Annotated in this window: 19 protein-coding genes and 2 tRNA genes; 9 read left to right on the top strand and 12 right to left on the bottom strand. The window is 66.2% G+C overall.

Annotated elements, in window-relative coordinates; genetic code table 11:
- Positions 1-25: 25 nt before the first annotated feature.
- Positions 26-697 (bottom strand): RBBP9/YdeN family alpha/beta hydrolase, encoded by a 672-nt coding sequence (locus AC1MLZ_RS03985; RefSeq protein ID WP_480960558.1) that lies wholly within the window; start codon positions 695-697, stop codon positions 26-28.
- Between the two features lie 184 nt (positions 698-881).
- Between AC1MLZ_RS03985 and AC1MLZ_RS03980 the strand changes: the two genes are divergently transcribed.
- From AC1MLZ_RS03980 to AC1MLZ_RS03960, 5 genes are all read left to right on the top strand, one after another.
- On the top strand, positions 882-1682 hold the full coding sequence (locus AC1MLZ_RS03980) for a TlyA family RNA methyltransferase (protein ID WP_480960557.1): 801 nt from the start codon (positions 882-884) through the stop codon (positions 1680-1682).
- A 251-nt stretch (positions 1683-1933) separates the two neighbouring features.
- Positions 1934-2452 carry a TspO/MBR family protein gene (locus AC1MLZ_RS03975; protein ID WP_480961462.1) on the top strand — a complete coding sequence of 173 codons (519 nt, stop codon included), beginning with the start codon at positions 1934-1936 and terminating at the stop codon, positions 2450-2452.
- 39 nt (positions 2453-2491) lie between these two features.
- Entirely contained in the window at positions 2492-2779 is a 288-nt protein-coding gene (locus tag AC1MLZ_RS03970) for an accessory factor UbiK family protein (protein WP_480960556.1), read from the top strand.
- A gap of 97 nt (positions 2780-2876) precedes the next feature.
- Complete coding sequence (locus AC1MLZ_RS03965; protein WP_480960555.1) at positions 2877-3383, top strand: type III secretion system chaperone family protein; 507 nt, start codon at positions 2877-2879, stop codon at positions 3381-3383.
- A 2-nt stretch (positions 3384-3385) separates the two neighbouring features.
- Complete coding sequence (locus AC1MLZ_RS03960; protein ID WP_480961461.1) at positions 3386-4189, top strand: pyrroline-5-carboxylate reductase family protein; 804 nt, start codon at positions 3386-3388, stop codon at positions 4187-4189.
- A gap of 15 nt (positions 4190-4204) precedes the next feature.
- Here the strand turns inward: AC1MLZ_RS03960 and AC1MLZ_RS03955 are convergent.
- Positions 4205-4279 (bottom strand) — tRNA-Gln (locus AC1MLZ_RS03955).
- 52 nt (positions 4280-4331) lie between these two features.
- On the bottom strand, positions 4332-5441 hold the full coding sequence (locus tag AC1MLZ_RS03950) for a branched-chain amino acid aminotransferase (protein WP_480960554.1): 1110 nt from the start codon (positions 5439-5441) through the stop codon (positions 4332-4334).
- 41 nt (positions 5442-5482) lie between these two features.
- On the opposite strand from AC1MLZ_RS03950, the gene AC1MLZ_RS03945 reads away from it, so the two are divergent.
- Both AC1MLZ_RS03945 and AC1MLZ_RS03940 read left to right on the top strand, forming a co-directional pair.
- Positions 5483-5989: a MarR family transcriptional regulator gene (locus tag AC1MLZ_RS03945; protein WP_480960553.1), complete on the top strand. Its 507-nt coding sequence runs from the start codon at positions 5483-5485 to the stop codon at positions 5987-5989.
- Between the two features lie 113 nt (positions 5990-6102).
- A tRNA-Gly gene (locus tag AC1MLZ_RS03940) sits at positions 6103-6176 on the top strand.
- A 32-nt stretch (positions 6177-6208) separates the two neighbouring features.
- On the opposite strand, the gene AC1MLZ_RS03935 is transcribed toward AC1MLZ_RS03940, so the two are convergent.
- The 3 genes from AC1MLZ_RS03935 to AC1MLZ_RS03925 all read right to left on the bottom strand — a co-directional run bounded on the left by AC1MLZ_RS03935 (position 6209) and on the right by AC1MLZ_RS03925 (position 10754).
- Complete coding sequence (locus AC1MLZ_RS03935; RefSeq protein WP_480960552.1) at positions 6209-7726, bottom strand: GDSL-type esterase/lipase family protein; 1518 nt, start codon at positions 7724-7726, stop codon at positions 6209-6211.
- 83 nt (positions 7727-7809) lie between these two features.
- Entirely contained in the window at positions 7810-8676 is an 867-nt protein-coding gene (locus AC1MLZ_RS03930) for a glycosyltransferase family 2 protein (RefSeq protein WP_480960551.1), read from the bottom strand.
- Positions 8673-10754, bottom strand: a complete 2082-nt coding sequence (locus AC1MLZ_RS03925) for an HAD-IIB family hydrolase (RefSeq protein WP_480960550.1) — start codon at positions 10752-10754, stop codon at positions 8673-8675. Before AC1MLZ_RS03925 ends, AC1MLZ_RS03930 begins: the two co-directional genes overlap by 4 nt.
- A 141-nt stretch (positions 10755-10895) precedes the next feature.
- Between AC1MLZ_RS03925 and AC1MLZ_RS03920 the strand changes: the two genes are divergently transcribed.
- On the top strand, positions 10896-12128 hold the full coding sequence (locus AC1MLZ_RS03920; protein WP_480960549.1) for a glycosyltransferase family 4 protein: 1233 nt from the start codon (positions 10896-10898) through the stop codon (positions 12126-12128).
- On the opposite strand, the gene AC1MLZ_RS03915 is transcribed toward AC1MLZ_RS03920, so the two are convergent.
- From AC1MLZ_RS03915 to AC1MLZ_RS03900, 4 genes are all read right to left on the bottom strand, one after another.
- Positions 12044-12907, bottom strand: coding sequence for a glycosyltransferase family protein (locus tag AC1MLZ_RS03915; protein WP_480960548.1), 864 nt, complete (start codon positions 12905-12907; stop codon positions 12044-12046). The genes AC1MLZ_RS03920 and AC1MLZ_RS03915 overlap by 85 nt on opposite strands.
- Positions 12908-13085: 178 nt before the next feature.
- On the bottom strand, positions 13086-14732 hold the full coding sequence (locus AC1MLZ_RS03910; RefSeq protein ID WP_480960547.1) for an inorganic phosphate transporter: 1647 nt from the start codon (positions 14730-14732) through the stop codon (positions 13086-13088).
- A gap of 109 nt (positions 14733-14841) precedes the next feature.
- Complete coding sequence (locus AC1MLZ_RS03905; RefSeq protein WP_480960546.1) at positions 14842-15171, bottom strand: UrcA family protein; 330 nt, start codon at positions 15169-15171, stop codon at positions 14842-14844.
- A 361-nt stretch (positions 15172-15532) separates the two neighbouring features.
- A complete protein-coding gene (locus AC1MLZ_RS03900; protein WP_480960545.1) occupies positions 15533-15928 on the bottom strand; it encodes a GFA family protein in 396 nt (131 codons plus the stop codon).
- A gap of 101 nt (positions 15929-16029) precedes the next feature.
- Here AC1MLZ_RS03900 and AC1MLZ_RS03895 point away from each other — a divergent pair, with 101 nt between their 5' ends.
- Complete coding sequence (locus AC1MLZ_RS03895; RefSeq protein ID WP_480960544.1) at positions 16030-18321, top strand: ATP-dependent helicase; 2292 nt, start codon at positions 16030-16032, stop codon at positions 18319-18321.
- Positions 18322-18431: 110 nt separating this feature from the next.
- Here AC1MLZ_RS03895 and AC1MLZ_RS03890 read toward each other — a convergent pair whose 3' ends face one another.
- Together AC1MLZ_RS03890 and AC1MLZ_RS03885 are read right to left on the bottom strand one after the other, a co-directional pair.
- A complete protein-coding gene (locus AC1MLZ_RS03890; protein WP_480960543.1) occupies positions 18432-19541 on the bottom strand; it encodes a glycosyltransferase in 1110 nt (369 codons plus the stop codon).
- Positions 19542-19586: 45 nt separating this feature from the next.
- On the bottom strand, positions 19587-20378 hold the full coding sequence (locus AC1MLZ_RS03885) for a hypothetical protein (RefSeq protein WP_480960542.1): 792 nt from the start codon (positions 20376-20378) through the stop codon (positions 19587-19589).
- Positions 20379-20660 lie beyond the last annotated feature (282 nt).

Here is a 20660-nt window from a genome sequence, read left to right as displayed (position 1 = left end):
GTAGTGTACCTTTATACGCGTACGGCTACCCGCCCAAGTAATGCGTCTGTGCGGCATCCGTCGCACTCACCGCGAGAATCGAGCGCGCTTTGCTTGGCGGCAGGGCCTGCCCGCGCCCATCACCACTTGCCGCGATGACCCGCTCCAGCAGATCCTGCCCCTCGCGCCACCAGCCGATCCCGCTCGCGGCATTCAGATGCCCCTGCGGGCCGGCGTCGACGAAGTGACTGCCCCAATCCGCCGCCATGCTGTGCGCGCGTTCCGGCGTGACCCAGGGGTCGTCGCTGCTCGCCACCACGATCGAAGGAAACGGCAACGGCGTGCGCGGGGTCGGTGAGAAGCCCTTCAGTTCGGCCTGCGCGCCGCCACGATCGACGTCCGCCGGCGCCACGAGAAGCGCGCCCGCTACCGGCCAGCCATAAGGTTGTGGGCTAAGTTCGGCCCACCACGCAACGGCGAGACACCCGAGGCTGTGCGCGGCGAGGATCACCGGCGCCTGTGCCAGCCGGATCGCTTCGTCCAACCGCGTGACCCAGGCGTTGCGGTGCGGCGTGTTCCACATGCCAAGCTCGACACGGATCGTGTCGGGCCGGGCATCTTCCCATAGCGTCTGCCAATGCGAAGGACCCGATCCACCAAGGCCGGGTACGGTCAGGATCGTCGGCTGGACGGAATCATACGGTGCGAAAGAACCCACAGCGCTTCTCCTTCTCCAAAACCTCGTTCTTCGAGGTCGGGAGCGTGGCCGAAGGACGCTCTAGGCACGCCATCCGGCTACGATCCCATGCCCTCAACGTAATCCTACTAAACCGATAGGCAATAGGATTGCGGCGAAAGGAAGGCAGCTTGCGGCAATCGGATCGGGCGGCGATAGCGGGCCGATGGCAAAAATACGCGCGGACCAAATGCTGGTCGACAGAGGCCTCGTCGAGTCGCGGACGCGCGCGCAGGCGCTTATCATGGCGGGCCTCGTGTTCGCGGGTACGAAGAAGGTCGAAAAGCCTGGGCAGACGCTCGCGGACGACGTGATGCTCGATGTGCGCGGACGCGACCACCCCTGGGTTTCGCGCGGCGGGATCAAGCTGGCACACGGCCTGGCGCATTTCGGCTGGGACGTGACCGGCGCGGTGGCGATCGACGTCGGTTCGTCGACCGGCGGCTTTACCGACGTCATGCTGAAGAACGGCGTGGCTAAGGTCTACGCGGTCGACAGCGGGACCAACCAGCTGGCCTGGTCGCTCCGGCAGGACGAGCGCGTCATCGTTCACGAACAGACCAGTGCGCGCATCCTCACGCCTGCGCATATCCCCGAGCCCATCGACCTGATCGTGTGCGACGCGAGCTTCATCGGCTTGGCGAAGGTGCTCGAACGGCCGATGTCCTTTGCCAAGCCCGCCGCAAGGCTGATGGCGCTTGTGAAGCCGCAATTCGAAGCAGGCCGCGGCGAAGTGGGGAAGGGCGGCGTCGTCCGCGATACCGCGATTCACCAGCGCGTCTGCGACGAGGTTGCGGCGTGGTTGACGGGCCAGGGGTGGAGCGTGGTCGGGGTGGTCGAGAGCCCGATCACGGGGCCTGAAGGCAATGTGGAGTTCCTGATTGCCGCCTTGCACGGCGAGAGTCCAACTTCGGAACAGCCCGCATCGGCCGTGTCAGGCGATCCCCAAACACCGCTGTCATCCTGACGAACGTCGGGGCCCAGAGCCACGCAGGGCGCGCTCGGTACCCTAGGTCCTGACTTTCGTCAGGATGACGGGAGTGGCGTGAGGCGCTTCCACGCTCGGATCGTAATCGCCCTGCCGTGCCGGAATGAACCACTAGCGGAACGATTCTTCCGCAAGCACGGTTTACCGATCGCAAAATGCGCGGCAGGACGAGCCCGCGTAGAGACGGAAGGATTTGTGTGGGCGGTATCGCTTCGAAGGGCCAGTTGAGGATGTCGTTCCTCCGCTGGGCGGTCGTGACCGTGCCCCTCATCCTGTTGCTGGGCTTCTTGTCCGGTCGATCGGTCAGCGTCGGCAGCGAGAATGCCTGGTACATGGCGCTTGCAAAGCCTGCGCTGAACCCGCCCGGTTGGGCATTCCCGGTCGTGTGGACCTCGCTGTACATCATGATCGGGCTAGCGCTCGCGATGATCCTCAACGCGCGCGGTGCACGGTTGCGAGGGCTTGCCGTTGCGCTGTTCGTCGGCCAGTTCGTGCTCAATCTTGCCTGGACGCCGATATTCTTTGGCGCGCACAAGATCGGGCTGTCGGTACTGGTGATCGTCGCGATGCTTGCGCTGTCGATCGCCGCGACCTTCGTATTCGCGCGCATCCGCCCCGCCGCGGCGTGGCTGATGGTGCCGTATATGGTGTGGATCAGCTTTGCCGGCGTGCTGGCGTTCAGCATCGGGCAGTTGAACCCGGATGCCGAAACCCTTGCACCCGCGCCGCGCACGTCCCAAATGCTGTGACGCAGCAGTCACTGCCACAGTCTTTGGGATTTTGAAGCAATGCAGTCCGAAAACCGCGTGTTCGACGATATCGTCAAGGTCTTGAACGGCGCTGCCGGTACGCTTGCAGGCGTCGGGCGCGAAGCCGGTTCCGGTGCGCGGGAACGTGCGCGTGAATGGCTCGGCGGGCTCGACTTCGTCAGCCGTGAAGAGTTCGATGCGGTCAAGGCGATGGCCGCCGCCGCGCGCGACGAGAACGATGTATTGAAGGCTCGGCTCGATGCGCTTGAGGCCAAATTCGCTGCACAATCGACAGTAGATGCGCCGGCCGGGGCGTCGGTCGACTGACTTTTCCACAGTTTTCCGCAGAATTGGGGCCGATGGGGTTGTCGGGGCGTTTTTGCCTCGGCACCCTTTGTCGTGCGATAAGGACCGCCAGGACCCTATGATGCTCGAACACGCCGACCACGACCACGAAGATGCCGCCCCGATCGACATGCTCGAGAGCTATTACGCTGCGCATGGCTGGGAGCATGAGCGTCACGACGACGAGATCGTCGCGACCGTCAAGGGCAGCTGGACGACGTACGAGTTGCGCGCACTGTGGCGCGAGGACGATAGCGTCCTGCAATTCCTCGCTTTTCCCGACATCAAGGTGCCCGACGAACGGCGCCAGGCGGTGTATGAGACGATGGCGCTGGTGAACGAACAGCTCTGGATCGGGCACTTCGAACTCTGGTCGTCCAGCGGCGTACTGCTGTTTCGCCATGCGGCGATGGTCGATGGCGGCGACGACGGGACGATGTCGTTGGACGCCGCCGAACTGTTGGTCGAATCGGCGATCGAGGAGTGCGAGCGCTTCTATCCCGTGTTCCAGTTCGTGCTGTGGGGCGGCAAGAGCCCCAAGGATGCGATCGCCGCGGCCCTGATCGAAACGCACGGCGAGGCTTGAGCATGGGATTCCCTGACGGTGCGCTGTGGCTGATCGGCTGCGGCAACATGGGCGGCGCGATGCTGCACCGGTGGATCGCGGCCGGGCTCGACCCTGCGACCGTGACGGTGATCACGCGAAGCGGGAAGGGCGCGCCCGAGGGTGTCCGCTCCTTGACCGCCTTGCCGGACGACGAGGCGCCCGCCACGCTGATGCTCGCGCTGAAGCCGCAACAGATCGATGCGGCGCAGGCCTTGCTCGCACCGATGCGGGGGGCTCCGACGCTGTTGTTGTCGATCCTGGCGGGTGTCGACCACGCCGCGCTGACCGAGCGGTTCTCGGCGGATACCATCGTCCGTGCGATGCCCAACCTCCCGGTCGCGATCGGCAAGGGCGTGACGTCGCTCTACACAGTGAGCGCACCCGAGGCGGCGATCGCAGCGGCGGAAGCGTTCGCGGCTCCACTCGGTCACTATGAATGGATCGCGGACGAAGCGCATTTCGACGCGGTGACGGCTTTGGCCGGATGTGGTCCGGGCTTCGTGTTCCGGTTCGCCGATGCGCTCGCCAAGGCTGGTGCCGCTCTGGGATTGCCCGCGGACCAGGCGGCGCGGCTTGCCATCGCCACGCTCGAGGGTTCCGCAATCATGGCGGCCGACGCGGACGTGTCGCCCGCCGTGCTGGCCGACCGCGTCGCCAGTCCGGGCGGGTCGACCCGCGAGGGCATGAACGTCCTCGACCGCGACGACGCGCTGGTCGCGTTGCTCACCGAGACGCTCGCCGCATCCGAACGCCGCAACGCCGAGATGGCCGCCGCCGCGCGCTAGACTGAGATGGAATATTGGCTGGGGCGGCAGGGTTCGAACCTGCGCATGGCGGCATCAAAAGCCGCTGCCTTACCACTTGGCGACGCCCCAACAGAGGCGGCCTTATAGCGGGGCAGCGGCGCGTGAAAAGCCCTTGCGAACGTCAATCGGCGAGATGATGCAGCCAGTTGTTGTCGTCGGGCGCCGTGCCGCGCTGGATCGAGACCAGCGCGTCGCGCATCCGCATCGTCAGCGCGCCTGGACCACCGCTACCGATCGTGAAACGGCCCTCGGGGCTCGCCACCGTACCGATGGGCGTCACCACCGCCGCCGTGCCGCAGGCGAACGCCTCGACCAGCCGCCCGCTGGCCGCGTCGGCGCGCCACTGGTCGATCGTGTAGCCTTCCTCGCGAACCTCGATGCCCTGTGCCCGCGCGAGCGTCAGGATCGAGTCGCGCGTGATGCCGGGCAGGATCGTGCCGGTCAGCGCCGGTGTCGCCATGCTGCCGTCGTCGAACACGAAGAAGATGTTCATGCCGCCCAGTTCCTCGACCCAGCGGCGCTCGGCCGCATCGAGGAACACCACCTGATCGCACCCGTTGCGGATCGCCTCGGACTGCGCGAGCAGGCTGGCGGCGTAGTTGCCGCCGCATTTGGCCGCACCCGTGCCGCCCTGCGCCGCCCGCGTATATTGCTGGCTGACCCAGATCGACACGGTCGGGGCACCGCCCTTGAAATACGCACCGACCGACGAGGCGAGCACCATGTAGAGATATTCCGACGACGGCTTCACGCCGAGGAATACTTCGGAGGCGAACATGAACGGGCGCAGGTACAGCGCGCCGCCGTCGCTGTCCGGGATCCAGTTCGCGTCGGCCTTGACGAGGCGCTCGACCGATTCGAGGAACAACTCCGTCGGCAGTTCGGGCATCGCGAGGCGGCGCGCCGAATCCTGGAACCGGCGCGCATTGGCCTCCGGACGGAACAGCGCGGTGCCGCCGTCGGCGAGCCGATACGCCTTCATCCCCTCGAAGATCTCCTGCGCGTAATGCAGCACCGACGACGCCGGATCGATCGTCAGCGGCGCGCGGGCGGTGATGCGTGCGTCATGCCAACCCTCGGTATCGCTGTAGCGGATCATCGCCATGTGATCGGTGAAAACTCGGCCGAAACCGGGGTCGATCAGCCGTTTCGCGCGCTCGTTCGCCTCTACAGGAGTAGCGTTCGGTTCGTGCCGGAAGGTTGCGGATTGCGCAAATGCGGGAGCGGACATCGAAATTCTCTCTCGTGGCGGGTTGCCGACGACTACGGGCGATGTCTAAACCGGTCAACATGTCTGCCACAGCGTCGTCTGCTTCACCCCTGTTCCTTCGGGAACCCGAACTCCGCCGCGGTATGGAACTGCTGTATTTCGGCTATAGTCACCTGACTCGGTCGATCGATCAGGGATTGGCCGAGGAGGGATTGGGGCGCGCCCACCACCGCGCGTTGTATTTCATTGCGCGCAAGCCTGACATGACGGTGAGCGAACTCCTGTCGCTGCTGGCGATCACCAAGCAGTCGCTGGGTCGCGTGCTGAACGAACTCGCCGATCGCAAGCTGGTCGAGACGCGACCCGGCGAGCGCGATCGTCGCCAGCGCCTGCTGCGGCTGACGGCCGAGGGCGCGAAGATGGAGCGGGAATTGTTCGAGGCGGCACGGGTACGGATGGCGGCGGCCTATGCCAATGCAGGGCAGGGGGCCGTGTCCGGTTTCTGGGCGGTGCTAGAGGGACTGGTACCCGAGAGCGAACGATCGCAGGTGTTCGGATTGCGCGGATAGGACCGGTAAGCCGGTGAGCCCGGCGGGACAATTTCCGTTGACGTCGCCGCCGGGGTTGTGGCACTCGGCGCTCGATCGAGATCGGGTCTGCCGGGCGGACCGATCGACGTTTCGCGGGTGTAGCTCAATGGTAGAGCTTTTGCTTCCCAAGCAAGTGACGAGGGTTCGATTCCCTTCACCCGCTCCACATTTTCACGGACATTGACGGTATCGCCTCTATCAGCGCCCGATGCCGGCGCTGACGATCGCGTCCGCCCACAGGCGATACCCGGCTTCGTTCGGATGCGTGCCGTCGGGTAATAGATCACGGTCGAGATTGCCGTCCGGCTTCAGGAATTTCGCGCCGATATCGATGTAGCGGATTGCCCGGTCGTGGCCGAAGCGTGCCATCAGCAACCGGTTGGTCTGCGCGATCGCCAGGCGGAGTGGATCGGCTGGCGTATCGCCGCGCGGGAAGATCGCCATCAGCGCGACGCGACTGCGCGGCGATTTCGCCTGGATCTCGCGCAGGATCGCCTCGATGCCGGATACGACTTCGGCGGGCGTGCTGGCGCGGGCATTGTCGGTGCCGGTCAGGTTGTTCGTGCCGATATTGAGCACCACCCATTCCGGTGCCATGCCGTCGAACTCGCCGGCACGCAGGCGCCACAACACGTTCTGCGTCCGATCCCAGCCAAAGCCGAGATTGGCGACCGGCGCAGTACCGAAGGCGCGCCGCCAGGCTTCGGGACCGCTGACGCGCGCAGCCGTCGGTTGGCCCGCCCAGAAATGCGTGATCGAATCGCCGATCATGACGATCCGCGGCGTCATGGCGTTCAGCGCGAGCACGTCGCGGTGCCGCGCATACCAGTCGTAGGAATCCATCTCGAGCCGTGGCACGGGAATGACCGCGGTATCGATGTCGGTCATCGACGTCAGCGGCACGCGCGGCGGCTCGCCGATCAACTTCGCCAAAGTCGGTTCGATCGCCTCCGCCATCATCCGCTGGCCGTTGGTGTCGGGATGCAGCGGTTTGCCATGCTGGGGCAGGCGCGGATCGTAGAACAGCGTATCGTTCAACGTGCCGTCGGGTTTGCGGAAGATGGCGCCGATATCGAGATACGCGACACGCGGATCGACGGCGTAGCGCTTGGCGAGATAGATGTTCACCGCTGCGTCGCTCGCCGTTTTTGCCGGCGTGATCGCGCTGGGCAGCAGTCCGAGCAGGAGTATCCTCGTGTCGGGCAGGCGCTGTTTCAGGTCGTCGACCACCGCATCGATACCGGCTCGGGTCTGCTCGGCGGTCCGTCCCGCGCTACCCGTGTCGTTGGTCCCGATCAGCAGCACGACCGCCTTGGGGTGAAGCCCCGCGACTTCACCGTGCTGGAGGCGCCACAGGACGTTCGCCGTCGTATCACCGCTGAAGCCTAGGTTCAGCGCGTGGCGGGGTGCGTAGAAGGTCGCCCAGGTCGGTGCGAAATTCTCGTCCGGCAGCACAGCCTTGTCATAATTATTGGTGATCGAATCGCCGATCAGGACGACCGCGGGATCGGGGTGCTGGGCGACCGTTGCCAGGATTGCCGCATGGCGACCTGCCCACCAGCCTTGATCGAGACGACCGTTGGCGGGGACCGCCACGCTCGTCGTGGCCGGCTTCGGCTGTGCACCGAGTGGCGCCGAGGCACCGCAGGCGATGACGGCCAACAGCCAGAGCATCCGGGCAGGGCGGGCGATGCGGCGAGATATCGATGGTGTCATGCGGCTACATAGCCGGATGACGCGGGCTTGGCTCAACTAAACCCGTGGCTCAACTAAACCCGTGGCTCAACTAAACCCGTGGCTCAACTAAACAGCGTATCCGGCGGCATCAGCGTATCGGCGATCTCCACAGCGGTCGGATGGCGCAGCACCGTGATCGTATCGGCGTCCCAGGCGATCAGGCCGTGCTCGGCAAACTGCCCCAGCCAATAGTCCATGCACCACCGCCCCCATGTCGCTCGAAACAATCTGGCGTTGCGGACGATCGCGTCGAAATGCTGGTAGGCGGGCGTGTGGACGGCATGATGCTGGTGATAGGCGCGCGCTCCCCCGACCCACCACATCGGCACCGCGGCATTTTCCAGTCGCGCGGCGAAGTCGGTCTCCTCGCCGCCATAGCCGACATAACGCTCGTCCATGCCCCCCGCACGCGCCCAATCGACAGCCGAGATAGCGAACGACAGGCCCCATAGCTCGCCGTGGTTGGGCGTGGGACGTATCTCGTCGGACGCGATCGGTGGCTTGGCGGGATGTCGGACACCGACGCTGTCGAGCTTGGCGAAGTCGAGCCCGCCCCGCAGCGCGTCGGCAGGGAGGTACAGGACTTCGCCCAGGCGGATGCCGCCGGGCCATGATGCCGTGGCAACATAGCGTTCGACCAGCGTGGGGGAGGGGATGCAGTCGACGTCGAGGAAGATCAGGTGCTCGCCCACCGCCGCGGCAGCGGCGCGATTGCGGGCTGCTGCAAGCGGCATGGCGTCGCCCTCGACGAAGACTTCGCGAACGGGGAAGTCGGTCTCGGGCAAGTCGTCATGCGCACCAGTCTGCATGTACGCGATGACGAGTTCGTCGGGTTTCCGCGTCGAGGCGTTGAGCCCCGCGATCAGGTTGGCCAGATGAACACGGCGGCCGCGAACGAGCGTCAGGACGCTGACCGTCGACGCGCTCACGACGCCTTCCTGATCCCCATGCCGGCGCCCCGGAAATACGCCACGCCTTCGATCACGCCCCGCGCGTGGTGGCCGACCGCGACATAACCGTGCGCGAGATCGGCGCGCGTGCCGAGCCCATCGGAGTAATTGCCGACGATGATCGCGTGTCGCGACGATCGCAGCATCTCGATATCGTTGCCGCTGTCGCCCGCAACGATCACCTGCCGAGGTTCCAGTCCCAGCCGGCGGCGGACGTGCTCGACGGCGGTACCCTTCGATGCGGCATGCGGGAGGATGTCGAGATAGCGGCCGTGGCTCTGGATGATCGAACAGCTATGGCCGTGCTCCGCCAGCAAGGCGCGCACGCGTTCCGCCGCCGCCATGTCGCCGTCTGCGAAATAGCTGAGCTTGAACCGGCGTTGTTCGAGCGGGCTCTGCGGTGTCAGCCCGGCGTGGCGACCGATCAACGCGGCCACCGCATCGCGGTCCCAGCCGGCGGCGATGATCCCGTCCCATTCGGTGTCGCGGTCGTACACGGCACCGCCCAGCGTCCGGTAATAGATCTCGGAGCCGACCGAGGTGATGAGGATCTCCGGCTGTGGCGCATCGTGCTGGCCGAGCACCGCCATCGCGCTGTGGAAGCTCCGCCCGGTGGCGATCGCGAACGCGACGTCGGATTGCGCGCGGTGCCATCTGGCGAAGTCGCCGACGCCGTCGGCGCAACCGATCAGCGTTCCGTCGATATCCGATACGAGCAGCAGATCGGGCACGCGCTCGACCGCCGTCGCGGGGTCCGCCCCGACGACTTCGCCGAGCAGCCCGGCGTAGAGCTGCACGTGCCGGTCCCAGTCATACGCGCGGATCGCGACCGAACCGGCGGCGGAGTAACGCGACCACAGGATCGGATCGTCGAGGATCTTCGCGATCGCATCGGTGATCGCCGACGGTGAGCGCGGATCGACGAGGATGCCGTTGCCGCACGTCTCGACGATGTCGTTGGGCCCGCCGCTATCGGTGGCGACCACGGGCAATCCGCTCGCCGCCGCTTCGAGCAGGGTCAGCCCGAACGGTTCGTTGAGCGCCGGGTTGACGAACACGCCGCGCCGGGTGCGCGCATGGGCATAGATCGCGGCGACGTCGTTCGGGTGATGCTGCTTGGGGTAGGACACCTTGCCGTACAGGTCGTAGCGGTCGATCAACTGCAGCAGCTCGGCGATGTTGTCGCGAATCTCCGGCTCCAGCGTGGTGCTGTCGTCGCGCGTTCCGGCCAGGATCACCAGGTTGGCGGCGGCCTGCAACGCCGGCGACCGGCCATAGGCGTGGACCAGCGCCGCGAGGTTCTTCTTGGTCACCGGGCGCGCGATCGCCAGGATGACGGGTTTGGTCGGGTCGTCCAAGAAGCGGTTTATCGTTGCATCGACGCGTGGATCGGTGCGGCAATTGGCGAATTGCTTCAGGTCGCTACCCGGGGCGAATACGCGGATCCGACCCGGATCATACGCCGCGTAATCGGCATATTGCACCTCGGCTTCGTCGCGCGACGAGGCGATGATCGCGGCGGCGCCGGCAATGGCTTCCTCTTCGATCGCGATGCGGCGGTCGAGGCCCGCGGTTTCCGCACAGTCACGATCGAACGCCGCACGCTTCACACGTCCCAGCGAATGGGCGGTAAACACGTACGGAATGCCGGTGCGTGCGGACACCCGCGCGGCGATCAGCCCCGCATCGGCATAATGCGCGTGCATGACGTCGGGCGCACGGTCCAGCGTGGCGATGTGGGCCACGAGGGCCTCGACCAGACTATCATGCTCGGTCCAGAGGTCTTCCTTGACGAGATACGCATCCGACGCCGTCTGGAGGCGAACGATCCGCGTCGTTCCGTCGATCGTCTCGATCGGTTCGGCATAGCATTCGGCATACACCGCATGACGGAAAGCGCGCGTGACGATCTCCATCCGGTCGATGGCGGGATTGCGGCCGCTGGCTGCGACCAGATCGAGCAGGTACCGGATGTGACCCCCGGTATCCGCGGTAATCCCGTATTCGACGTCGGTGCCACGCAAACATCCCTGCAACGCGATATGTAGTACGAACACCCTTCCCCCATTCATCTGCAATTCACTTGAGGAACCGCTGGTCGGGTTGCCGAGTTCCGGGGCAATGATACTTAACCCACGTATATTGATGCAGGTTATTGCGTTCTCTTCAGCGCATCGGTCGTTCTTGGACCACTCGGCGTGAAGATCGCTCTACTCACCTGGGCCTATCCCCCTGAAAAGAGCGGACTTACCCGCGCCGCACGTGAAATTGCGCAGTCGCTGGCAGAGGCTGGCAACGATGTTTGCGTGTTCACGATGGACCGCCGCGAAGACAGCCGCGACGGCCGGGTTTCGGTCGTTGGCTGTGGATTGCGCGAGGGGTCGCTGGCCGCTCGGCTGCGCAGAATGGCCGGTGTCGGGCATCTGGTCGCGCCGGTCGCGTTCCGCCGTGCAGTCGCGCGCGAGCATCGTCGGGCACCGTTCGCCGTGGTCGAGGCAACCAACTGGTACGCGCCGGGGCTGGCGATCGCGCTGTCTGGTCCTGCGCCGCTGGTAACGCGCAATTCGACACCGGCGGCGACCTCTGCCGAAACCGTGACGAGCCTGCGCGACCGGTTCGACCGACGGGTCGCGATGCTGGCGGAACGCATCGCCGCGCGGTTCAGCAAGGCACTGATCTCGAACACGCAACTCCACGGCGAAAAGATCGCCGCGCTGTACGGCGTCGCGGCGCCCGGCGAGGGTGCGCGCCACGCGGTGATCGGACTCAGCCTGCCGCCGGAAATCGTCGCGCGCGGTACGGCCGCGACCTACCCGGTCGGCGAGCCGGTCCAGTTGCTGTTCGTCGGCCGCGACGAGCATCGCAAGGGCTTCGACGCGCTGATCATGGCGCTCAGCATCCTGTCGAAGCGCGCCGACTCCGGGATGCGCGAGTTCCGGCTGACGATCGTCGGCGTGCACGCGAACGACGTCGGCGCGATCCCCGCCTCGGTTCGCGCGCGCCTGACCTGCCACCACCGCGTCAACGAACCCATGCTGCACGACCTGATGGAAGCCGCGCACGTGATCGTCGCACCGTCGCGGTACGAGAGCTTCGGACTGGTGTATCAGGAGGCGATGATGTTCGGTCGCCCGGTCGTCGCCTGCGCCGAGGACCCGAGCGCGCGGCTGTTCATCGGCGAGAGCGGGGCAGGGCTGCTCGCGAGGACCTGCACCGGTGACGATCTGGCGACGCAGGTGCAGCGGCTGATCGAGGATCCGGCGCTGCGCACGCGGTATGCGGCGGCCAGTCGTCGCGCCTCTGGGATGTTCACGCGTGACACGCTCGGCGCGCAGACGGTCGCGGTCTATCGCACCGCGACGGAATCGAAGGCCGCGAGCAGCAACGCCTCGTCCTCGGGTCGGCCCGCACCGGCCGACATCGCCTCGTAGACCCGCGTCCGCTCGCGCACCCGCTCGCCGTCGAGCCGGTGTTCGAGCGCACCGGCCAGCGCCAGCGAGCTTTCGACGAACGGCAGGACGGGGCGTTCATGGACGCGACCGGCGAAGCGGATGTCGCTGCGGTTGAGACGGTACTGGATGTCGGGATACGATGCCGATTGCACGCCATCGACCATGTTGCGGCGGGGCAAGCCGAGCGACCGCAGTCCGTCGCGGTCCGCCGCCGCGACCAGCCAGCCGAGCGCGTCGAGCAAGGCGGCGTCGGGCCGCTCGTCGGTATCGATCTGCAACACCCAATCGGTCTGCACTGCGTCCTGGAGGCGGTTGCGTTGGCCCGCGAAATCGCCGGCGAGCGGGTGATGGGCAACCTCGATCCACGGGAGACGCTCGGCGAGTTCACCGGCCTCAGCTGCCGTACCGTCGAGCAGCACGACGATTGTGGGGAAGGCGTCGCGGTAGCGGGTGGCGATCTCGACGATGTCGGCGCTATCGGCGGGGCGCGCCATGATGCCGAGCCCTGTCGCGTGAGGCACGGTCGTCGCGGGAGTCGCATGCGCTCGACCGGGACGGTAATCCGGCGGGAAGCGGACATCGCCCCGCGCAACGGCGACCGGCTCCACCGCGAATCCGAACCGCCATGCCGCGTTCCGCAACCCTGCCGGGTCGAGCATCCAGCGCTCTGCCGGATCGCCCTCCAGATCGACAAGCCCGCTTTCTAGCTTTGCGACGATCTCGTTTGCAACCGCACCGACTTCGCTCACGTCGCGCACCAGCAGGCGGCAATGGCTACATTCGCACCAGTCCGCACGCGCGCGCCAGTCCCAGTTTCCGCATATCGAGCATCGTAATCGCATGGTTCCGGCAACCCGCCGCGCGGGCGAGCGGTTCCCCACGGCGCTCGTCGCCACCCGGCCTATTGCCCCTTACCGCAGGATAACGGGGGAGCGCTCAGTACCCGAGCGCATGCGCCAGCGTCAGCAGGAGCCAGTATAGCCCGCCCGACAGCAGCATCGCCACCGGCAGCGTCATCACCCACGCGAGTGCCATGTTCATCACGGTCCTGCGCTGCAACCCGGCGCCGTTCGCGACACTCGCGCCCGCAACGCCCGACGACAGGATGTGCGTTGTCGACACCGGCATGCCATACTTCACCGCCAGCAGGATCGTCGCTGCGGCCACCAGTTCGGCCGACGCGCCCATTCCGTAGGTCAGGTGCGTCTTGCCGATCCGTTCGCCGACGGTGACGACGATCCGCTTCCACCCGACCATCGTGCCCAGCCCGAGCGCCAGCGCGACCGTCACCTTCACCCATGTCGGAATGTACCGCGTGCCCTGTTCCAGCTTGCCGCTGTAGCTATTCAGCGTCGTGATCTCCTGCGCGGTGAAGCGGCTCTGCGCGGCCTTGTCGGCGGCGATCAGCTTGGTCGTGTCGAGCACCAGATACATGTCGTTGCGCAGGTTGGGCGTCGCCGCGGCCGGCACCTTGCCGAGCGAACCATAGCCCGCGATCCGGCTCGATACGTCGTCCGACAACGTCGCCAGCGCACCATAGACGACCGGATCGGCAACCCGCTTCGATTTCAGCGCCTGCGTGACGGCGGTGCGGGCCGCACCCACGTTCGCCGGCGTGCCGTCGGCATGCGCGACATACGCCGCCGATGCCGCCTGCGCTGCCTGGACGAACGCCGGGGTCGCGCTTTCCGGCATGGTCCGGTTGAGCGCATAGGCGGTCGGCGCGCAGCCGATCAGGATGAGCATGATGAGGCCCATGCCCTTCTGCCCGTCATTGCTGCCGTGCGCGAAGCTGACCGCGGTGCAGGTGCCGATCAGCAGCGCACGGATGCCGCGCGGCGGTGGCGTCTGGCCCTTGGGTGCCTCGTACAGCGTCTTGTCGCGCAGGAACCGCTTCATCACGAGCAGCAGCAACAGCGCGCCGACGAAGCCGATCACCGGGCTGAACGCGAGCGCGGAGAGCACTTTCCACACCTGCGTCATGTCGACGCCCGACGTTCCGTCCGAACCGCCGCTGATCAACTGGTTGGCGAGCCCGACGCCGAGGATCGACCCGATCAATGCGTGGCTCGACGAATTGGGCAGTCCGACCGCCCAGGTCGCGAGGTTCCAGAGGATCGCCGCAAGCAGCAGCGCGAAGATCATCGCGAACCCGCCCGCGCTGCCGACGTTGAGGATCAGGTCGACCGGCAACAGCGTGACGATCGAATAGGCGACCGCCCCCGACGACAGCATCACCCCGAGAAAGTTGAAGAAGCCCGACCACACGACCGCGAACGGTGCCGGCATCGAATGCGTGTAGATGACGGTGGCGACTGCATTGGCGGTGTCGTGAAAGCCGTTCACGAACTCGAACCCGAGTGCGATCAGCAACGCGAGCGCGAGAAATGCGAACGCACCGCCCGCCAACGTCTCGCCGACCTGCGCGGTATCGGTGGCGATGCTGATCCCCGCATAGGCCAGTCCGCCGAGCAGTATCGCGAAGAATATCCATCGCCCCGACGGATGCAGCGAATGATCGAGCTTCGGGCCGCTACGGGGCGCCGAAGCGATCGCATCCGCGGTGAGTGTGGTGGTAGCCATATCGCGTGCAGTCGGCCCTAACGGTGACAACTTTATGACAGGCCCGGTCAAGACGTCGCGGGGGGCTGGCCCGAAGACGGGGCGGCAGCCGTGCCGCCCCGTTCGCGGGTCATCGCGCTGCGACGATGCTCGCCAGCTGCACGCCGTTGCGTCCGAGCAAGGCCGCGACCTGGAGGCCGGCGTCCTTGGTCATCTCCCGTCGGCATTGCTGCGAGTCGCCAAGGGCGTGGAGGCCGGCGGTACGGGGTGCGCATGCGGCGTTGATCGCGGATTGCACGCGGCGCCGGAATGCCGTCCGCCCGGCGTCCTTGGTCAGGTCCAGGCCGGCATGGCTGACGCGTACGGAAACCGGATCGCGCAACGGGTCTGCCGCAACGCTGGTGGAAAAAAGGCAAGCGCCGACGATCGCCGCGCAAGCGACGCTGATCGAGATCTTCATGATGATGTCCTCAAATGGTCCTGCGGTCCGCACGCTCGATAGCGCGCGGGCAACGGCTTGCGTCTCGTAAGACCTTTCTGAATGCGGCCTCTGCGATCACGAACCACGTTGCTGGCGCGACGCCTACGCCGCGATCGTTACGCTTGCGCGTCGCTTCCGAGACGATTCGAGGGCAGTGTGCGTTTCAGGATCAATTCGACCGGCGGCGTCGTCAAACGGACAAGGAGACCGGCCACGACCCCCGTTTCCTCGAACGCCGACCCAAACGCGCTGCGGGACCGAGCAAATCGCACGGTCAGCCATATAAAATAGCACGGTCTGGCCTCTCGCCCGCTACACGCCGCCATCCAGACCGCGTCGGTCACATGCCCGGATATCGATCGAACGCTGGCAATGCGGCTACGTCGGTCATCCACGCCAACCGTTCCGCGACCTGGATATGCGCGCCCGGCGCCGCGGCTTCGGGGTCGTCCAGCGTGCACGACTGGATATCGATGATTCCCGGCAGATAGGCGGCGTTGGCGTAGAACAGCCCCGTTCCGCATTGTCCACAGAACTGCCTTCGTCCGCTCGCCGACGATTCGTAGGTCACCGGATCACCCGAAACGGTCACCTGCTCGGTCTTGAACGCGATCCAGCCGACCATCGGCGCGCCTGCGCTGCGACGGCAATCGCCACAATGGCACAGCGCATGATGCTCGGGCTCGCCCGCCGCGACATAGCTGATCGCCCCGCAATGACATCGTCCCGCCAGCATGCTCGCCTCCTTATGATGTTCCTGACTTGTTCCACGTATCGTCGACCTGTGCAAGCCATACCCGCTTGCCCGATCGGCCGCCGTTCCCTACCTGTTCACCGGTGAACCACATCGCCCCTACGTCCGCGCCGCAAGCAGAGCCTCCCTATCTCCGCGGTCTCAATCCGCCGCAGCGTGAGGCAGTGTTGACCACCGACGGCCCCGTGCTGATCATCGCCGGCGCCGGCACCGGCAAGACCGCGGCGCTGACCGCGCGTCTGGCGCACCTGATCTTCACCAAAAAGGCGTGGCCGTCGGAGATCCTCAGCGTCACCTTCACCAACAAGGCCGCGCGCGAGATGCGCGAGCGCGTCGGGCGGCTGGTCGGTGACGCGGTCGAGGGCATGCCGTGGCTCGGCACCTTCCACGCGATCGCTGCCAAGATGCTGCGCCGCCACGCCGAGCTGGTCGGGTTGCAATCGAACTTCACGATCCTCGATACCGACGACCAGTTGCGGTTGCTGAAACAGCTGATCCTCGCTGCCGACATCGACGAGAAGCGCTTCCCGACGCGCAGCCTCGCCGGGCTGATCGACCAGTGGAAGAACAAGGGTCTCGTCCCCGCCGACATCGATGCGGGCGAGAGCGAACGCTATGCCAACGGTCGCGGCGGCGAGCTGTACCAGCAATACCAGACCCGCCTGATCGCGCTGAACGCCTGCGACTTCGGCGACCTGCTGCTCCACATGCTCGTCATCCTGAAGACGCACCGCGACGTGTTGAGCCTGTACCAACAGCGCTTCAAATACATCATGGTCGACGAGTATCAGGACACCAATTCGTCGCAATATCTCTGGCTGCGGCTGCTCGCGCAGGAGCGCAAGAACATCGCCTGCGTCGGTGACGACGATCAGTCGATCTATTCGTGGCGCGGTGCGCAGGTTGAGAACATCCTGAAGTTCGAGCGGGATTTTCCGGGGGCGAAGGTCATCCGGCTGGAGCAGAACTATCGCAGTACGCCGCATATTCTGGGCGCGGCGTCGGGCGTAATCGCCAACAATGGCGGGCGGCTGGGGAAGCAACTCTGGACCGAACTCGACGTTGGCGAGAAGGTGAAGGTCATCGGCGTCTGGGACGGCCCCGAGGAAGCGCGGCGGGTCGGCGAGGAGATCGACATCGTCCGCCGCTCCGGCAAGAGCCTCGACGACGTCGCGATCCTGGTGCGCGCGCAGCACCAGACGCGCGAGTTCGAGGACCGCTTCATCGCGATCGGCATGCCGTACAAGATCGTCGGCGGCTTCCGCTTCTACGAACGCGCCGAGATCCGCGACGCGCTGGCGTACCTCCGTGTCGTCAACCAGCCCGCGGACGACCTCGCCTTCGAACGCATCGTCAACGTCCCCAAGCGCGGCCTCGGCGACAAGGCGGTCGCGCGCATCCACCAGCTCGCGCGCGCCACCGGTACGCCGCTGACGACCGCCGCCGCGCGCATCCTCGACACCGACGAACTGACCGGCGCGGCGAAGAAGTCGCTTGGGCGGCTGGTCGGGGACATCGCCCGCTGGCGCGACATGGCGACCAGCCTGCCGCACGCCGAACTCGCCCGCCAATTGCTCGACGAGAGCGGCTACACCGCGATGTACCAGGCCGAAAAGTCGGTCGAAGCAACCGGCCGTCTGGAGAATCTCAGCGAACTCGTCCGCGCGATGGAGGAATACGACTCGCTCGGCGCGTTCCTCGAACACGTCTCGCTGGTGATGGATAACGAAGGCGGCGCGCAGGACCCGCAGGTCACGATCATGACCATCCACGCCGCCAAGGGCCTCGAATACGACACGGTGTTCCTGGTCGGCTGGGAGGAAGGCCTGTTCCCGTCGCAGCGCTCGCTCGACGAGGGCGGCGTGAAGAGCCTCGAGGAGGAACGCCGCCTGGCCTATGTCGCGATCACGCGCGCACGGCGCTTGGCGGTGATCCTCCACGCCGCCAACCGCCGCATCTACGGCCAATGGAACTCGTCGATCCCCTCGCGCTTCGTCGCCGAACTTCCTGCCGAGCACATCGAAACGGAAACCACCATGTCGGGCGGCGCGAGCCTCTGGCAAGCGAACTGGTCCGATCGCGCCGATCCGTTCGCCGACGTCGCGCGGGGCACGGGTCGGGGGCCGGGCTGGCAACGGGCGGCAGGCACCGGCAGCACCTTCTCCGCCAAACCCGCGCGGGTGGTGGAAAGTCGGGCCAGTGCCGTCAGCCTCGGCAACAAGGGCCGCGACGACCTGTCGCTCGGCATGCGCGTGTTTCACCAGAAGTTCGGCTACGGCGCGATCGCCGAGATCGAGGGCAACAAGCTGGAGATCGACTTCGAAAGCGCGGGTCGGAAACGGGTGATGGATACGTTCGTGACGCTGACGCCTTGAGCGCGGCGTTCACGGATGCCGGAGCCAAACGAACAGCGGTCATCGCGTACCTCCCCCTCCGTCTGGCGAGTGCCAGCCACCCCCCCCCCTGGCGGGGGAGGATTGCAATTTTAGTCGGCTGTGGCTGGCGCCCAGAGTGAGACGGCCAGGTCTTCCAAATAGTCTGCGGCCACCTTTGCCGCGTCGGCATCGTACAGGTCGGCGAGTGCCGCTGGGTCCAGTGCCTTGGCGGCGTCGAGGATGCCGCGCCACGGCGTCAGTGCGCCCGGCCATGCGGGGAGCGCCACTGCCGCGCCCAGTTCGGCCAGCCGCTCGGCCTTGCGGGTCTGCTCGCTGAAATAGCGCCACTCGGGCGCGCACACATAAGGCCGGCCGACGCGGGCGATCTCGTGCACGGTATTGTCGCCGGCGGACGCGATGACGACGTCGGCGGCGGCGATGTGATCGGTCACGCCCGGCACCCAGCCGAGTTCGACGAGGTTGCCGAAATCGGTCTCGTGACCCTCGCGGTGGACGGGTCCGAGCACCAGCCACAGCGCGTCGGGCACGGCGCGCGCGGCCATCGTCAGCGGCGCATAGGGCGTTCCCGCACCGCCGCCGCCGGTCAGGACGACGACGATCTCGCGATCGGGATCGAACCCCAGTTTCGCGCGCGCCTCCGCCTTCGTCGGGACGGCGTCAACGGTCGTGCAGAGGCCGCCGGCATAGCAGGTGTTGGCGCGCACCCAGTCCGGAGTGTCCGCCTGTTCGAGCGCTTCGCCGAACGGTGCGAGCAGGCCGACGCTTGCCTGATACGCGCCGAGATGACCCGGATCGAGCCGGTCGCCGTGCATCCGGATGCTGATTGCGGGCACGCTGGCGATCCGTGCGAGCAAGGCGATCTCGGCGGAGACGTCGACCACGAACAGCGCCGGATCGACGTCGTCGAGATGATCGACGATCGTCCGCATCGTCGCTCGCGTCTTCGCCACGCCGAGCGGGACGCAGTGCATCACCTCGGGCGTCGCTTGCGCGAACAGGCCGGGCGTCGGCACGGGTGCGCCGATCATGTCGGGCAGCGCAGCGATCGTGATGGGCCGCTCGAACCCGTCGAACAGGGAAGGTTTCGCGGTCAGGATCGTCACTGCGCGCGTTGCCGGCAATTCGCGGATGATCGCCATCGCCCGGTTCGCGTGGCCGCGGCCCTGATGATGGATAAAGAAGGTGATCGGCTTGCTCATGGTGCGGTCCCTAGTGTGATCGCCCAAAAACGCGATACAAATGCGCTAATTTACAGCGGCATGGCGTGCGGAGAGTCCAAACGCCGCTTCCGCCTCGGGATCGAGCCACGCGGCGATATGCTCGGCATCGCTAGCATCCAGCGCAGGATAAGGCGTCGGGACATAGGGCGCATGACCTTGCCCCTTGTAGCTGGTGATCGGGACGAACGGCTCGCGGCATGCGATTCCGGTCGCCGCGCCGAGCGCGGCTACGAACGCGCCTGGATCTTGCGCGAACGCATCATAGCCGAGCAACGCCACGTTGTGCGCGCGGCTGGTGAGCGACGACCAGTGGCGAAGCTTCGCGGTGCGCTTGGCGATGCAATTGGCGAAGCGTTCGCCCGTCTCGGGATCGCGTTCGTGCAGCATCTCGCCGCCCTGCATCGGGTGCCCCGGCTCGATATGGCCGAAATGATCGTCCCAATAGCTGTGCCACTGGCTGCGGATGAAGACGTCGAACGGCTGCGCCTTGAGGTCGGGATGCGCGTGCCAGGGCTGGCGGTGAAGGCTGCGCGCCCAGTCGAACGCATCGCGCGCGACGACCAGCACCAGGGTATCCTTCACGAACAGCGTCTGCGGCGGTACGAACCAATGCTTGAACCCGAACGCCTCGGTGATCTCGACGCCGGGCATGTTGGCCTCGATCGCGCGCGTGACGAGGTTCGTCCCGCTGCACCGCTGGCCGTAGACCTGCACCCGCGTGATCGGCACGTCGCCACGCTTGAGTATCTGTAACCCCGGCAAAGGCCGGAGCCAGTTCAAGGACTTAGGCGAGGACGAGGCGGCGGTGATCGACATGGCGATGTGCCGCTAGCGACGTCTGGCCGTTCGCACAACATCGACGTGGCTCATGACTCATGCCAGTCGCGTCAGGGCGCTGCCGGCGACCGGGCTTCTTGCACGATAAGGGAACCGGATTTGGCGGTGCTACAGAATGCTGCGGAAACCCGCCGGTCGGCCGCCGCCGTCGAAATAAGGTGTGCGGCCTGCTGCGGGTTTTGTCCGGTGGTCCCGTTTAGAGGGCTCGGCACCACAAGGGTGCTGATCGGGTATCGTCGGCAACCTCGTCGAAATGTCCGA

It is taken from the genome of Sphingomonas sp. PEI4 (assembly GCF_056679955.1).
This window is presented reverse-complemented; position numbering and strand designations above follow the sequence as displayed.